This window comes from Streptantibioticus silvisoli (assembly GCF_027947535.2).
Taxonomy (GTDB): domain Bacteria; phylum Actinomycetota; class Actinomycetes; order Streptomycetales; family Streptomycetaceae; genus Streptantibioticus_C; species Streptantibioticus_C silvisoli.
In genome coordinates this window covers 55,043-68,855 of the sequence record NZ_JAAGKO020000048.1, presented here as the reverse complement: position 1 = coordinate 68,855, position 13,813 = coordinate 55,043, and the positions used below count along the sequence as shown (strand labels likewise).

General features: G+C 74.2%; 13 protein-coding genes. 8 read left to right on the top strand and 5 right to left on the bottom strand.

Annotated features, from left to right (window positions below):
* The first annotated feature begins 14 nt into the window (after window positions 1–14).
* The gene (locus POF43_RS26815; protein ID WP_271324136.1) at window positions 15–725 is read left to right on the top strand and encodes a class I SAM-dependent methyltransferase; all 711 of its coding nucleotides are present in this window, start codon (window positions 15–17) and stop codon (window positions 723–725) included.
* Here POF43_RS26815 and POF43_RS26810 read toward each other — a convergent pair.
* Window positions 677–1,423, bottom strand: a complete 747-nt coding sequence (locus tag POF43_RS26810; protein WP_271315773.1) for a GntR family transcriptional regulator — start codon at window positions 1,421–1,423, stop codon at window positions 677–679. The two genes, POF43_RS26815 and POF43_RS26810, sit on opposite strands and share 49 nt — an antisense overlap.
* A gap of 151 nt (window positions 1,424–1,574) precedes the next feature.
* Window positions 1,575–2,921 carry a homogentisate 1,2-dioxygenase gene (hmgA, locus tag POF43_RS26805; RefSeq protein ID WP_271324133.1) on the bottom strand — a complete coding sequence of 449 codons (1,347 nt, stop codon included), beginning with the start codon at window positions 2,919–2,921 and terminating at the stop codon, window positions 1,575–1,577.
* A gap of 173 nt (window positions 2,922–3,094) precedes the next feature.
* Here hmgA and POF43_RS26800 point away from each other — a divergent pair, with 173 nt between their 5' ends.
* Both POF43_RS26800 and POF43_RS26795 read left to right on the top strand, forming a co-directional pair.
* A complete protein-coding gene (locus tag POF43_RS26800) occupies window positions 3,095–4,513 on the top strand; it encodes an aldehyde dehydrogenase family protein (protein WP_271315775.1) in 1,419 nt (472 codons plus the stop codon).
* Window positions 4,514–4,754: 241 nt separating this feature from the next.
* Window positions 4,755–5,840, top strand: a complete 1,086-nt coding sequence (locus POF43_RS26795; RefSeq protein WP_271324134.1) for a Zn-dependent alcohol dehydrogenase — start codon at window positions 4,755–4,757, stop codon at window positions 5,838–5,840.
* Window positions 5,841–5,936: 96 nt separating this feature from the next.
* On the opposite strand, the gene POF43_RS26790 is transcribed toward POF43_RS26795, so the two are convergent.
* Window positions 5,937–6,578 carry a TetR/AcrR family transcriptional regulator gene (locus POF43_RS26790; RefSeq protein ID WP_271315777.1) on the bottom strand — a complete coding sequence of 214 codons (642 nt, stop codon included), beginning with the start codon at window positions 6,576–6,578 and terminating at the stop codon, window positions 5,937–5,939.
* Window positions 6,579–6,645: 67 nt separating this feature from the next.
* On the opposite strand from POF43_RS26790, the gene POF43_RS26785 reads away from it, so the two are divergent.
* The 5 genes from POF43_RS26785 to POF43_RS26765 all read left to right on the top strand — a co-directional run bounded on the left by POF43_RS26785 (window position 6,646) and on the right by POF43_RS26765 (window position 12,309).
* Window positions 6,646–7,794 (top strand): acyl-CoA dehydrogenase family protein, encoded by a 1,149-nt coding sequence (locus POF43_RS26785; protein WP_271324135.1) that lies wholly within the window; start codon window positions 6,646–6,648, stop codon window positions 7,792–7,794.
* Window positions 7,795–8,403: 609 nt separating this feature from the next.
* The gene (locus tag POF43_RS26780; protein ID WP_271315779.1) at window positions 8,404–9,024 is read left to right on the top strand and encodes a TetR/AcrR family transcriptional regulator; all 621 of its coding nucleotides are present in this window, start codon (window positions 8,404–8,406) and stop codon (window positions 9,022–9,024) included.
* A 494-nt stretch (window positions 9,025–9,518) separates the two neighbouring features.
* The gene (locus POF43_RS26775) at window positions 9,519–10,754 is read left to right on the top strand and encodes an NAD(P)/FAD-dependent oxidoreductase (protein WP_271324923.1); all 1,236 of its coding nucleotides are present in this window, start codon (window positions 9,519–9,521) and stop codon (window positions 10,752–10,754) included.
* A 68-nt stretch (window positions 10,755–10,822) separates the two neighbouring features.
* Complete coding sequence (locus tag POF43_RS26770) at window positions 10,823–12,064, top strand: cytochrome P450 (protein WP_271314352.1); 1,242 nt, start codon at window positions 10,823–10,825, stop codon at window positions 12,062–12,064.
* A 50-nt stretch (window positions 12,065–12,114) separates the two neighbouring features.
* Window positions 12,115–12,309 carry a ferredoxin gene (locus POF43_RS26765; protein WP_271314353.1) on the top strand — a complete coding sequence of 65 codons (195 nt, stop codon included), beginning with the start codon at window positions 12,115–12,117 and terminating at the stop codon, window positions 12,307–12,309.
* 246 nt (window positions 12,310–12,555) lie between these two features.
* Here the strand turns inward: POF43_RS26765 and POF43_RS26760 are convergent, their stop codons facing one another.
* Window positions 12,556–13,017: a MaoC family dehydratase gene (locus POF43_RS26760; RefSeq protein WP_271314354.1), complete on the bottom strand. Its 462-nt coding sequence runs from the start codon at window positions 13,015–13,017 to the stop codon at window positions 12,556–12,558.
* A gap of 82 nt (window positions 13,018–13,099) precedes the next feature.
* Window positions 13,100–13,708: a hypothetical protein gene (locus tag POF43_RS26755; protein WP_271314355.1), complete on the bottom strand. Its 609-nt coding sequence runs from the start codon at window positions 13,706–13,708 to the stop codon at window positions 13,100–13,102.
* Window positions 13,709–13,813: the final 105 nt, after the last annotated feature.

The following is a 13,813-nucleotide window of genomic DNA, read 5'->3' as shown; positions in this document are numbered from 1 at the left end:
GATGAAATCCCCGCATGACGACGCTGCCGACCGCCCTGGTCCGTGTGCTCGACCGGTTCAACGCCGCGCATCCGTGGGACCACAACGCGCACTACCACCGGGCGATCCTGCGCGCGGTGCCGGGCCGGGCGGCGAGCGCCCTGGACGTGGGGTGCGGCAGCGGGGAGCTGGCGCGGCGGCTGGCCGGACGGGTGGGGCGGGTGGTCGGGGTGGACGCCGACCCGGTGATCGTGCGGCGGGCCCGGGAGGCGACGCGTGCCGGGGCGGCGGTGGAGTTCCTGGTCGCCGGGGCGCCGGACGGGCTGCCGCCGGGGCCGTTCGACGTCGTCACGTGTGTGGCGGCGCTGCACCACCTGCCGTTCACCGGGGCGTTGGAGGCGTTCCGGGACCGGTTGGCGCCGGGCGGGACGCTGGTGGTGGTCGGCTGTTACCGGGCGACCACCCGGTCCGATCATCTGCTCGGGCTGGCCGCGTTGCCGGTGAACGCCGCCGTGGGATGGCTCGCCACCGGCGGTCGCCGCACGCCGCGTCCGGTCGCGATGACCGCGCCGACCCGGGAGCCGCAGATGGCGTACGCCGACATCGTGCGGGAGGCGCGCCGGGTGCTGCCGGGGGCGCGGGCGCGGCGGAGGCTGTTCTGGCGTTACGTGCTGGTGTGGCGGGCGGGCGGCCGGGGTCAGCGGGCGTCCATCGTCACGGAGAACGCGAACCGGTCGCCGCGGTAGTGGATGCGGGCGACGTCGACCACCTGGCCGGCGTCGTCGTGCGTGACGCCGGTGTAGTGCAGGATCGGGCTGAGCAGCGGCACGCCGAGGAGTTCGGCGGTGCGCGGGTCGGCGAGCCGGGCCTCGACGGTCTCGGTGTTGCGGCTGATGCGGACCCCGAGGCGGTCGCGCAGCACCCGGGTCATCGGCCAGTGCTCCAGGTCGGCCGGGTCGATCCGGTCGGCGAGGGCCGACGTGACGTGGTTCTCCGCCCAGTTGGTGGGTTCGCCGTCCTCGTCGTAGCGCAGCCGGCGGAACGCGGTGACCTCGCCGTCCGCGCCGAAGTACTCCGCCAGCTGCGGCGGGACCGGTTCGCGGCCGTGCCCGAGCAGCGTGGCGCGCATGCCGGACTGCTGGGCCACGATCGTGTCGACCGACCCCAGCAGCCGCACCGGGGTGGCCTGCCGGGCGCCCGGCTCGATGAACGTCCCGCGCCGCCGGTGCCGGCTGATCAGCCCTTCCTCCTCCAGCGACTTCAGCGCCTGCCGCATGGTCAGCACGCTGACGCCGTAGTGCGCCGCGAGGTCCGCCTCGGTCGGCAGCCGCAGCGACGCGCCGGCCCGGCGGCCGAGTATGGACGCGCGCAGCGACTGCGAGACCTGGTACCACAGCGGCAGCCGCCGGTTGAGCGTCAGCGGGTCGGGCGCGAAGGCGGTCATCTCCCGGCCCCTTCCAGGATCGTCGGACGGTCACGTGCCGTCGCGGACCCGCGCGAGCCGGGCGCGGGCCGCGCGGAGCACCGCGCCGCCGGACGGTGGAGCGCCGTCGCGGACCCGGCGGGACACCCCGCCGCCGTCCACCACCGCGTCGTCAGACGGTGAAGTGCCGTTGCAGACCCTGCCACACCTGGTCGTAGGCGGGCTGCCGGTGCTCGGCGGCCAGCGCCTGCGCGGTCGGCACGACCGGCCAGCGGGTCTCGAACATGAACGCCAGCCCGTCGTCGATCTTCTGCGGCTCCAGCCGCGCGCTGCTGGCCTTGTCGTACGTGGCCCGGTCCGGACCGTGCGCCGACATCATGTTGTGCAGCGAGGCGCCGCCCGGCACGAAGCCCTCCGCCTTGGCGTCGTAGGCGCCCTCCACCAGGCCCATGAACTCGCTCATCACGTTGCGGTGGAAGTACGGCGGCCGGAAGGTGTCCTCCCCGACCAGCCAGCGCGGCGCGAACACCACGAAGTCGGCGCCGGCCAGCCCCGGGGTGTCGGACGGCGAGGTCAGCACGGTGAAGATCGACGGGTCCGGGTGGTCGTAGGAGATGGAACCCAGGACGTTGAACCGCCGCAGGTCGTAGACGTACGGCGTGTGCGTGCCGTGCCAGGCGACGACGTCGAGCGGGGAGTGGTCGAGGTCGGCGGCCCACAGGTTGCCGCCGAACTTGTTGACGACCTGGGTCGGGCGGCCGTCGCGCTCCTCGTAGCCGGCCACCGGGGCCAGGAAGTCGCGCGGGTTGGCCAGCCCGTTGGCGCCGATCGGGCCCAGGTCCGGCAGGCGGAACGGCTGCCCGTAGTTCTCCAGCATGTAGCCGCGGACGCTGTCCGCGAGCAGTTCGGCGCGGAAGCGCACCCCGCGCGGGACGAGCGCGACGTGGCCCGGCTCGACGGCCAGCAGGCCCAGTTCGGTGCGCAGCAGCAGGCCGCCGCGCTCGGGGACGATGAGCAGTTCGCCGTCGGAGTCGCCGAAGACCCGGTCGGTCATCGAGCGGTTGGCGGCGTACCAGTGGATGCCGATGCCGGTCCGCCGGAGCGCGTCGCCGTTGCCTCCTACGGTGACCAGGCCGTCCACGAAGTCGGTCGGGTCGCGCGGGTCGGGCAGCGGGTCCCAGCGCAGCCGGTTGGGGTCCGGCTCGGTCTCGGTGAACGGCGCGGTGCGCAGCCGCCCGTTGCCGATCCGGTGGTACGGCGGGTGGGCGGCGGACGGCCGGATCCGGTAGAGCCAGCTGCGGCGCTGGTGGTGGCGCGGCTCGGTGAACGCGGCGCCGGACAGCTGTTCGGCGTACAGGCCGAGCGGGGCGCGCTGCGGCGCGTTGCGGCCGACCGGCAGCGCGCCGGGGACCGCCTCGGTGGCGTGCTCGTTGCCGAAGCCGCTCTGGTACGCCACCGCCGCGGCCGTTGTGCGCGCGGCGCCGACGCCGCCCGGCTCCGTGTTCTGACCGCTGCCCATCGCTGCTCCCGGGGTCGCGAGGAATCCTATGGATGACCATAGGATTGGCGCCGCGTGCCGTCAATCACGTCACCGGTCCCGCCGGGCCGCTGGCGCCCTGCTAACTAGCGGCGCTAGTTTGAAGGGGGTCGCAGCCGGCCGCACGCCGGACCACCGGACCGGGAGGACAGCACGTGAAGGCTCACGAGGGCATGTACATCGACGGCGCCTGGCGGCCCGCCGCCGGGGCCGAGGTCATCGAGGTGGTCAACCCGGCCGACGAACAGGTCATCGCCACCGTCCCGGCCGGCACCGCCGCCGACGTCGACGCCGCGGTGCGTGCCGCCCGCGCGGCCCTGCCCGGCTGGTCCGCGACCGCGCCCGCCGACCGGGCGGCCCGGCTCGCCGCGCTCGGCGACGCGCTCGCCGCCCGCCGCGAGGAGATCGCCGCGACGGTCACCGCCGAACTCGGCTCGCCGCTGGCCTTCAGCCGCAGCGTCAGCGCCGACCTGCCGGTCGCGGTGACCCGCTCGATGGTGGAACTGCTGGCGACCCACGAGTTCAGCGAACGCATCGGCCGCTCGGTCGTCCACCACGAACCGGTGGGCGTGGTCGGCGCGATCACCCCGTGGAACTACCCGCTGCACCAGATCACCGCCAAGGTCGTCCCGGCGCTCGCGGCCGGCTGCCCGGTGGTGCTCAAGCCGGCCGAGAACACCCCGCTGGTCGCCCGGATCTTCGCCGAGGCGGTGCACGCGTGCGGCTTCCCGGCCGGGGTGTTCAACCTGGTCACCGGCCTGGGAACGGTCGCCGGGCAGGCGCTGGCCGAGCACGAGGGCGTCGACCTGGTGTCGTTCACCGGCTCCACGGCCGTCGGCAAGGGCATCGCCGCCACCGCCGCCGGCTCCGTGCGCCGGGTCGCCCTCGAACTCGGCGGCAAGTCCGCCAGCGTCGTGCTGCCCGGCGCCGACCTGACCCGCGCGGTCAAGGCCGGCGTCGCCAACGTCATGGCCAACTCCGGCCAGACGTGCAGCGCCTGGACCCGGCTGCTGGTGCACGCCGACGTCTACGACGAGGCGGTCGCGCTGGCCGCCACGGCCGCCGCCAAGTACGTCCCCGGCGACCCGGCCGCCGACGGCACCCGGCTCGGCCCGCTGGTCAGCGCCCGCCAGCGCGACCGGGTCCGCGGCTACATCGAACGCGGGGTGGCCGAGGGCGCCCGGCTGGTCGCCGGCGGCCCGCAGGCACCGGAGGGCCTGGACCGCGGCTTCTACGTGCGGCCCACCGTGCTGGCCGACGTCAAGCCCGACATGACCGTCGCCCAGGAGGAGATCTTCGGCCCGGTCCTGTGCGTCCTGCGCTACGAGGACGAGGAGGAGGCGCTGCGGATCGCCAACGGCACGGTCTACGGGCTGGCCGGCGCCGTCTGGTGCGACGACGAGGAACGCGCCGTCGCCTTCGCCCGCCGCATGGAGACCGGCCAGGTCGACATCAACGGCGGCCGCTTCAACCCCCGGGCGCCGTTCGGCGGCTGGAAGCAGTCCGGCGTCGGCCGCGAACTGGGCCCGCACGGCCTGGCGGAGTTCCTTCAGACGAAGTCGCTCCAGTTCTGACCCCGGGCCGGGCGCGGTGCGGGGTCGCGGCCGTGGCTCCGCCCCGTGCGGCAGCCGGGCGAAGCCGTAGCCGTAGCCGTAGCCGCAGCGGTGCCGGGCCGTAGCCGTACCCGTGGCCGCCGCGTGGCCGATCACCGTACAAGCCGATCACCGACCCGCCACCCCCTGAGCCGTCACCGTCCGAACCCCTCCCCGTCCCGAGCGATCACCGAGCCGTCACCGTCCTTGAGGAGAAGCCGTCGTGGTCCGCGCCGCCGTACTGCCCGCCGTGGGTGCCCCGCTGGAGATCACCGAGATCGACCTGCCCGACCCCGGACCCGGCCAGGTGCGGGTCCGGCTGGCCGCCGCCGGGGTCTGCCACTCCGACCTGTCGCTGTCCAACGGCACGCTGCGCCAGCCGGTGCCCGCGGTCCTGGGCCACGAGGGCGCCGGGACGGTGACCGCGGTCGGCGACGGCGTCACCGGTGTCGTGCCGGGCGACCGCGTGGTGCTCAACTGGGCGCCGTCCTGCGGCAGTTGCCACCTGTGCGGGCTGGGGGAGCCGTGGCTGTGCTCCAACGCCGCGGCCGCCACCACCCAGCCGTACGCCCGCCGCTCCAGCGACGGCGCCGAGCTGTACCCGGGCCTGGGCACCGCGGTCTTCGCCGAGGAGACCGTCGTCGCGGCCGGCGCGGTCCTGCCGCTGCCGGACGGCGTGCCGCTGAGCGAGGCCGCGCTGCTGGGCTGCGCGGTGCTGACCGGCTACGGCGCCGTGCACCACGCCACCCGGCTGCGGGCCGGTGAGTCGGTCGCCGTCTTCGGCGTGGGCGGCGTCGGCCTCGCGGTGCTCCAGGCGGCCCGGATCGCCGGTGCCGGACAGGTCATCGCGGTCGACGTCTCCGACGCCAAGGAGGAACTGGCCCGGTCCGCCGGCGCCACCGAGTTCGTCATCGCCTCGGAGACCACCGCCAAGCGGATCCGCGCGCTCACCGGCGGCCACGGCACCGACGCCGCCATCGAGTGCGTCGGGCGCGCCGAGACCATCCGCGCCGCCTGGTCCGGCACCCGGCGCGGCGGCCGCACCACGGTGGTCGGCATCGGCGGCGCCGCCGACCAGGTCAGCTTCAGCGCCCTGGAGCTGTTCCACTTCGGCCGCACCCTCAGCGGCTGCGTCTACGGCAACAGCGACCCGGCCGCCGACCTGCCGGTCCTGGCCGACCACGTACGGGCCGGCCGCCTCGACCTGGCCGCGATGGTCACCGACCGCATCGGCCTGGACGACATCCCGGCCGCCTTCGACGCCATGCTGGCCGGCCGCGGGGGCCGCGCCCTGATCGACTTCGGCTGACGCGGGACGGCCGGTGACGCGCGCCGGCCGCTGACGTCGACCAGCGCTGCCGCCCCCACCTCCTTCCAGGCCGAGCGGCTTGGCGCCGTGGCGCCTTCAGGCTCCGGCGACCACCTCGGCGTACAGCAGGCCGAGCCCGTCGATCAGCGCGCGCAGGCCGGTGTCGAAGGCGCCGTCGTCGACCTGGCGGCGGTGTTCGGCGAGCAGGTGGGCCTGGCCGAGGTGCGGGTAGTCCCGCGGGTCGTAGGCGTCCGGGTCGTCGACGAAGCCGCGGGCGAAGGAGCCGAGGGCCGAACCGGCCACGAAGTAGCGCATGGTGGCGCCGATCCGGGTGGCGTGCGCGGGCGGCCAGCCGGCGCCGACCATCGCGCCGAACACCGCGTCGGCCTGCCGCAGACCGGCCGGGCGGCGGCCGGGGCCCTGGGCGAGGAACGGCACGATGTGCGGGTGGGCGGCCAGCGCCGCGCGGTAGGAACGCGCCCAGGCGGCCAGCGCGTCGGCCCACGGCGTGCCGTCGTCGAAGACCGACAGGTCGACGCGGTCGATCACCGTGTCGGCGGCCGCGTCGAGGATGTCGTCCTTGGTGGCGAAGTGGTTGTACAGCGAGGGGCCGCTCACCCCCAGCTCCGCCGCCAGCCGCCGGGTGGAGACCGCCTGGAGCCCCTCGGCGTCCACCAGGGCGAGCGCGGCGGCGACGATGCGCTCCCGGCTGAGCAGGGGCTTGCGTGGGCGGGCCATGGGCCACATAGTAGAGCCCGCCGCCAGAAAACTAGCAGTGCTAATCAACGATCGGAGCAGGACAGCCGTGGACCTGGGACTCGATCCGGAGCAGACCGCCGTACGGCGGCTCGCCAGGGACTTCGTCGACCGCGAGGTCACCCCGCACGTCATCCGGTGGGACCGCGCCGAGAGCGTGGACCGCGACGTGGTCGGCAAGCTCGGCGACCTGGGCTTCCTCGGCCTGACCATCCCCGAGGAGTACGGCGGCTCCGGCGGCGACCACCTGGCGTACTGCCTGGTCACCGAGGAACTCGGCCGCGGCGACTCCTCGGTGCGCGGCATCGTGTCGGTCTCGCTCGGCCTGGTCGCCAAGTCGGTGGCCGGCTGGGGGAGCGAGGAGCAGAAGCGCGAATGGCTGCCCCGGCTGTGCTCCGGCGAGGCGCTCGGCTGCTTCGGCCTGACCGAGCCCGGCACCGGTTCCGACGCCGCCAACCTCACCACCCGGGCCAAGCGCGACGGCGGCGACTGGGTCATCGACGGCGCGAAGATGTTCATCACCAACGGCACCTGGGCCGACGTCGTGCTGCTGTTCGCCCGCACCGGCGAACCCGGCCACCGCGGCATCAGCGCGTTCCTGGTGCCCACCGACAGCCCCGGGCTGGAGCGCCGCCCGGTGCACGGCAAGCTGGGCCTGCGCGGTCAGTCCACCGCCGAACTGCGGCTGGACGGCGTACGCGTGCCGGACTCGGCGATGCTCGGCCCGGAAGGCAAGGGTTTCTCGGTCGCGATGTCCGCGCTGGCCAAGGGGCGCATGTCGGTCGCGGCCGGCTGCGTCGGCATCGGGCAGGCGTGCCTGGAGGCCGCCGTCGGCTATGCCGGTCAGCGCGAGCAGTTCGGCGGCCCGATCGCCGGCCACCAGCTGGTCCAGGAGCTGCTGGCCGGCATCGCGGTCGACGTGGACGCCGCCCGCCTGCTGACCTGGCGGGTCGCCGACCTCATCGACCGCGGCCTGCCGTTCACCACCGAGTCCTCGGTCGCCAAGCTGCACGCCAGCGAGGCCGCCGTGCGATGCGCCAACAACGCCCTCCAGGTCTTCGGCGGCTACGGCTACATCGACGAGTACCCGGTCGGCAAGCTGCTGCGCGACGCCCGCGTCATGACGCTCTACGAAGGCACCAGCCAGATCCAGAAGCTGGTGATCGGCCGCGCCCTCACCGGCGTCTCCGCCTTCTGACCGAGCGGGGTCGGGTCGGCTCCGCCGGGTCGGGTGGTCGCGTCGGGGCTTTGTTGTGGTCGCGCCGGGGCTTTGTGGTCGCGCCGGGTTCGTTGGCCGCGCCGGGTCGGGTGACCGTACGGGTCGGCTGGTCGCAGCGGAGCCTTTTGACCGCGCCGGGTCGGCTCACCCGCTCCGTGCCGGTGGCTGCCCGCAGCGGGCCTGCCGACCGCGTCGGCCTTGGCCCGTGTCGGCGCCTTCCGGTTTACGGCGGGCCCGTTGGCCGCGCCGGGTCGGCTGGTCGCGCGGGACGGCTGACCGCGCCGGGGCTTTGTGGTCACGCCGGGTTCGTCGACCGCACCGGGTCGGCTGACCGCACCGGAGCCTTTGACCGCGCCGGAGCCCCCTGATCGCCGCTGCCAGGCTGATCCGGTCGGGCTGATCCGGCCGGTGCGGCTGGTGGCGGCGGCTTGGCGGCGGGCCCGGCGGCGGCCTGGCGGCGCGGTCCCGCATCCCCGGCGGGACCCCGCAGCCGGTGCCGATCGGCCGCTCCGGGGGGACCGATTGGCCGGATCTCGTCGCCGCGGCGGGGCTAAGCGCTTGCTCAGAGCGGCATGTAGTCTGTGCGCCATGGATGCGCAGGAGCCGAAGACGCCCACGGCGTGGCGCGACATCACCCCCGACGCGGCGCGGCGGCTGGTGATCGCCGCGGTGGAGGCGTTCGCCGAACGCGGATACCACGCGACCACCACCCGGGACATCGCGAGCCGGGCCGGCATGAGCCCGGCCGCGCTGTACATCCATTACAAGACCAAGGAAGAGCTGCTCTACCAGATCAGCCGGGTCGGCCACCTGCTCTCCCTCGGCCTGCTCACCGAGGCCCGCGACGGCGCCGGCCCGCCCGCCGCCCGGCTGGAGGCGGCGGTGCGGGCGTTCGTGCGCTGGCACGCCGAGCACCACACCACCGGCCGGGTCGTGCAGTACGAACTCGGCGCGCTGGGCCCCGAGCACTACGCCGAGATCGTCGACCTGCGCCGCACCACCGAGGGCGTGATCCGCTCGATCGTCACCGACGGCGTGGCGGCCGGCGACTTCGACGTGCCGGACGTCTCCGGCACCACGCTCGCGGTGCTGTCGCTCTGCATCGACGTCGCCCGCTGGTTCAACCCCGACGGCCGCCGCACCCCCGACGAGGTCGGCGAGCTGTACGCCGGACTGGTCTCCCGCATGGTCGGGGCGCGCACCGCCTGATCCGCCGGGGGCGGGGGCGGGCAGGGGGCCGGGGCCGGAGCGCCGGGTGATCCGCCGGGCGGTCGGGGTGCCGGCGATCGCCGCGGACCGTTCGTCCCCTTCGTGGAACACTCCTCCCGTGGTTGCGCCGGTCCTCTCCCTCGCCGTTCCGCCGTCCCGCCCGCCGTTCTCCCCCCGGCTCCTCCCGTTCTCCCCCTTCTCCTCCTTCTCCCTCTTGCTCCCCTCCCGCCTCCCCGTCCCCTCCGCCCCCTCCACGTCGTCCGGCGGCTTCGCCCACCGCTGACCTCGGTAAAAGCGGCCCGGCGGCCGGGGTTGGCCGGTTACCGACATGCTGTCGGGGGATAAGTGGGGCGTTTTTCAGCCGTCTTCCGGCGGGGCATTGGGAAGTGCGTTCGGCGGTGGGTACAGTGCCTAAGTAGTTGCTCAAGGAAACTATTTTCGTGACGGCGCCCCCGTTCCGCCGGGGCCGCCCGTACCCGGACGGAGACCTCGTCATGACCGCAGCCCCGCGCCCGCCGTCCCGCGTCGTGGTGGTCGGTGCCTCGGCCGCCGGTCTGGCCGCCGTCGAGGGCCTGCGCAGACTCGGCTACGCCGGGAGTCTGACGCTGGTCGGCGACGAACCCCACCTGCCGTACGACCGGCCGCCGCTGTCGAAGCAGCTGCTGTCCGGCGAGTGGGACACCGACCGCCTGCGGATGCGCACCCCCGAGGTGCTGGAGGGCCTCGACCTGGACCTGCGGCTGGGGGAGCCGGCCGCCGCCCTCGACACCGCCGCCCGCGAGGTCGTGCTGGCCGGCGGTGAACGCCTGCCGTACGACGCGCTGGTGGTCGCCACCGGGCTGACCCCGCGCCGCATCCCGGGCGCCGAGGGCGTCACCGGCGCGTACGTGCTGCGTACCGTCGAGGACGCGCTGGCGCTGCGCGACCACCTGGGCCGCAAGCCGCGCATGGTGGTGGCCGGCGCCGGGTTCGTGGGGGCCGAGGCCGCCGCGGTGGCGGTCGCGGCCGGTGCCGACGTCACGCTGGTGAGCGCCGCGCCGGTGCCGCTGGCCGACGTCCTCGGCGACGAGATCGGCACGATGCTGGCCGGCGTCCACCGCGAGCACGGCGTGCGGATGGAGACCGGTGCCCTGGTGACCGCGGTGACCTCCGCCGACGGTGCGGCCACCGGCGTGCGGCTGTCCGACGGCCGTGAGATCGCCGCCGACGCGGTCGTGATGGGCGTCGGCGCGGTCCCCGCCATCGGCTGGCTGGCCGGCAGCGGGCTGTCGCTGGGCGACGGGGTGGAGTGCGACGCCACCTTGTACGCCGGGTCGGGGGTGTGGGCGGCCGGCGACGTGGCCTGCTGGCTCGCGCCGCGCACCGGACGGCCCACCCGGGTCGAACACCGCACCCACGCCGCCGAGTCGGGCCTGGCGGTGGCCCGCAACATCCTGGCCGGCCCCGGCGCCGGACAGCCCTTCGACCCGGTGCCGTTCGTCTGGTCCGACCAGTACGACCTGCGGATCCAGATCTACGGCCGTACCCGCGGCGCCGACGAGGTCCGGGTCGTCGAGCGCGGCGCCGGGCCGCGCGAACTCGTCGCGCTCTACCGCTCCGGCGACCGGGTCTGCGGGGTGGTCGGCGTCAACCGGCCGCGCCAGACCCGGGGTTACCGGGCGCTGGTGGCACAGGGCGCCGACTGGCATGAGGCCGTCGGCACCCAGGACGCCGCCCCCGTGGCGGGCTGACCGCCCGTCCCGCCGAGATCCGCCAGCCGTCGTCGCGCCGTTCCCCACCACGGAAGAGGTACGCCACCATGACCGACACGCTCACCGGTCCCGCCGGCCAGCACGCCGAACAGACCCCGGAATACCCGATGGCGCGGGCCGACCGCTGCCCGTTCGACCCGCCGCCCGCGCTCAGCGGCCTTCAGGACCAGGGCCCGCTGACCAAGGTCCGCATCTGGGACGGCAGCACCCCGTGGATGGTCACCCGGTACGCCGACCAGCGCGCGCTGCTGGTCGACCCGCGGGTCAGCGCCGACACCCGGCACGAGAACTTCCCGCACCAGAGCGAGTCGCTCAAGGCCCGCCGCGAGATGGGCCGCACGTTCATCAACATGGACGACCCCGAGCACGCCCGGCTGCGCCGCATGGTGACGGGCCCGTTCGCGATCAAGCGGGTCGAGACGATGCGGCCGGCGATCCAGCGGATCGTCGACGACCTGATCGACGGCATGCTGGCCGGCCCCAAGCCGGCCGACCTGGTGCAGGCGTTCGCGCTGCCGGTGCCGTCGATGGTGATCTGCGAACTGCTCGGCGTGCCCTACGAGGACCACGACTTCTTCCAGACCCGCAGCCGGGTGCTGATCAGCCGCAAGAGCGCCACCGACGTGGTGCTCACCGCGCAGCGCGAGGTCATCGACTACCTCGACGAACTGGTGGGCCGCAAGCTGGCCGAGCCGGCCGACGACCTGCTGTCGAAGCTGGCCGCCGAGCAGGTCGCCACCGGTGAGCTGACCCGGCGCGAACTGGCCAACATGGGCTTCCTGCTGCTGGTCGCCGGCCACGAGACCACCGCCAACATGATCGCGCTGGGCACCCTGGCGCTGCTGGAGAACCCCGACCAGCTGGCCATCCTGCGCGAGAGCCGGGACCCGAAGCTGATCGCCGGCGCGGTCGAGGAGCTGCTGCGCTACCTGCACATCGTGCACTCCGCACGCCGCCGGGTCGCGCTGGAGGACATCGAGGTCGGCGGACAGACCATCCGGGCCGGCGAGGCGATCATGCTGCCCGGCGAGATCGCCAACCGTGATGCGGAGGTCTTCACCGACCCCGACCGGCTCGACGTGACCCGGGACGCCCGCCGGCACGTCGCGTTCGGGTTCGGCCCGCACCAGTGCCTGGGCCAGCCGCTGGCCCGGGTCGAACTCCAGGTGGTCTACAGCACGCTGTACCGCCGCATCCCCACCCTGAAGCTCGCCACCGACGTCGACCGGGTGCCGTTCAAGCACGACGGCCTGGTCTACGGGGTCTACGAGCTGCCGGTCAGCTGGTAATACTGGCGCCGGTCAACGGATTTACCGCACCCCACCCCGAGGAGAACACCATGCGAGTCACGGTCGACCAGGACAAGTGCGTCGGATCGGGCCAGTGCGTCCTGGCCGCCGAGCGGGTCTTCGACCAGCGCGACGAGGACGGCATCGTCGTCCTGCTGGACGCCGAGCCCTCCGCCGACCAGCACGACGACGTCCGCCAGGCGGCCCTGGTCTGTCCGGCGCTGGCCATCGAGCTGGCCGAGTGACCGCCTGACCGTCCGGTCACGGGCGCGCGGGGAACGGCCCTGTCGGCCGGGGCCCGCGCGCCCTGCCACGCCGTCGCACCACCGGTCATCGGCGGAACGCGCCGTCGCGGCACTGTCACCGGCGGAACGCGCCGTCGCGGCACCGTCATCGTCGGACGTCGCACCACCGGCACAGGCAGAAATCGCGGCACCGTCATCGAGGAAACGCGCCGTCGCGGCACCGGCGCAGGGGGAGCCGCGGCACCGTCACAGGTAGAAGCGGACCACCGTCTCCGCGACGCAGACCGGCTTCTCGCCGCCCTCGCGTTCCACGGTGATGACCGCCACCAGCTGTACGCCGTCCTTCACGTCGCTGACGTCGGCGAGCCGCGCCGAGGCCCGCAGTCGCGAGCCCACCGGCACGGGTGAGGGGAAACGGACCTTGTTGACGCCGTAGTTGACGCCCATGCTGATGCCCTCGACGCGGAACAGCTGCGGCGTGAAGAAGGGAATGAGCGACAGGGTCAGGTACCCGTGGGCGATGGTGGTGCCGAACGGCCCGGCCGCCGCCTTCTCCGGATCGACATGGATCCACTGGTGGTCGCCGGTCGCCTCGGCGAACTGGTCGATCCTCTTCTGGTCGATCTCGAACCACTCGGTGGGGCCGATCTCCTGGCCCACCGCGTCCCGTAGTTCTCCGACCGACGTGAAGACCCTGGCCTGCGTCATCCTTCAGCCTCCCGCGTGTCCCGCTCCGGCGCCCAGCAGATGTCCAAGCGCTTGCTCAGCATGCTGGGGCGGGCCGGGGGTGTCAACGCGAGGCGAGTTCCCAGTGCGCCGCGGCCTTGGCGGCGACCAGCGCCCGGTCGGAGAGCACCGGCGGCGGAACGAGGATGCCGCAGGCGGTGCAGACCGGCCCGGAGTCGGGGGCGTGGTGAAGGTTGTCGTGCCAGACCAGCCGGGTGCCGGCGCACACCGGGCAGACCTCGCCGGGCGGGGAGTCCAGTGCGGTGATCAGCCGCCGCAGCACGTCGGCCAGCCGGCCGGCCGGTACCGTGCCCGGGTCGTCGCACCAGGCGATACCGCGCCCGCCCCAGGTGCGGCTGTGCCATTCGTCCAGCGGCGAGGGCTGCCGCACGCCGTCGTACTTCTCCCGCTTGCGCCGGGCGGCGAACTGCGTCTCGTAGGCCAGCCAGACCGCGCGCGCCTCCTCCAGTTCCGCCAGCGCCGCCACCAGGCGGTCCTGCTCGGGGTGCCGGTCGTCGGGGGTCATGCCGTAGCGCGCGCACAAGTGGTGCCAGGTCGCCCGGTGCCCGTAGGGCGCGAACCGCTCCAGACACTTGCGCAGCGAGGTGCGCTGCTGGGCGTCGGCCAGTCGCGGATCGCGCACTTGTCTGGCGAGACTGCGGAATCCTGCCATCTCATCCACCTCCGTCGTGAGGGAGCCGCGCATTGGACGTACCGGGACCGGAATCGGCTCCCGGTTGGCTGTGCGCATGCCCGTATCTGCGGCCGGGACTCTTCA

Bases quoted from the DNA above. Each gene is read 5' to 3' on its own strand.
- POF43_RS26815 (WP_271324136.1), top strand. From the start codon at position 15: ATGACGACGCTGCCGACCGCCCTGGTCCGTGTGCTCGACCGGTTCAAC.
- POF43_RS26760 (WP_271314354.1), bottom strand. From the start codon at position 13,017: ATGACGCAGGCCAGGGTCTTCACGTCGGTCGGAGAACTACGGGACGCG.
- hmgA (WP_271324133.1), bottom strand. From the start codon at position 2,921: ATGGGCAGCGGTCAGAACACGGAGCCGGGCGGCGTCGGCGCCGCGCGC.
- POF43_RS26790 (WP_271315777.1), bottom strand. From the start codon at position 6,578: ATGGCCCGCCCACGCAAGCCCCTGCTCAGCCGGGAGCGCATCGTCGCC.
- POF43_RS26765 (WP_271314353.1), top strand. From the start codon at position 12,115: ATGCGAGTCACGGTCGACCAGGACAAGTGCGTCGGATCGGGCCAGTGC.
- POF43_RS26775 (WP_271324923.1), top strand. From the start codon at position 9,519: ATGACCGCAGCCCCGCGCCCGCCGTCCCGCGTCGTGGTGGTCGGTGCC.
- POF43_RS26780 (WP_271315779.1), top strand. From the start codon at position 8,404: ATGGATGCGCAGGAGCCGAAGACGCCCACGGCGTGGCGCGACATCACC.
- POF43_RS26810 (WP_271315773.1), bottom strand. From the start codon at position 1,423: ATGACCGCCTTCGCGCCCGACCCGCTGACGCTCAACCGGCGGCTGCCG.
- POF43_RS26755 (WP_271314355.1), bottom strand. From the start codon at position 13,708: ATGGCAGGATTCCGCAGTCTCGCCAGACAAGTGCGCGATCCGCGACTG.
- POF43_RS26770 (WP_271314352.1), top strand. From the start codon at position 10,823: ATGACCGACACGCTCACCGGTCCCGCCGGCCAGCACGCCGAACAGACC.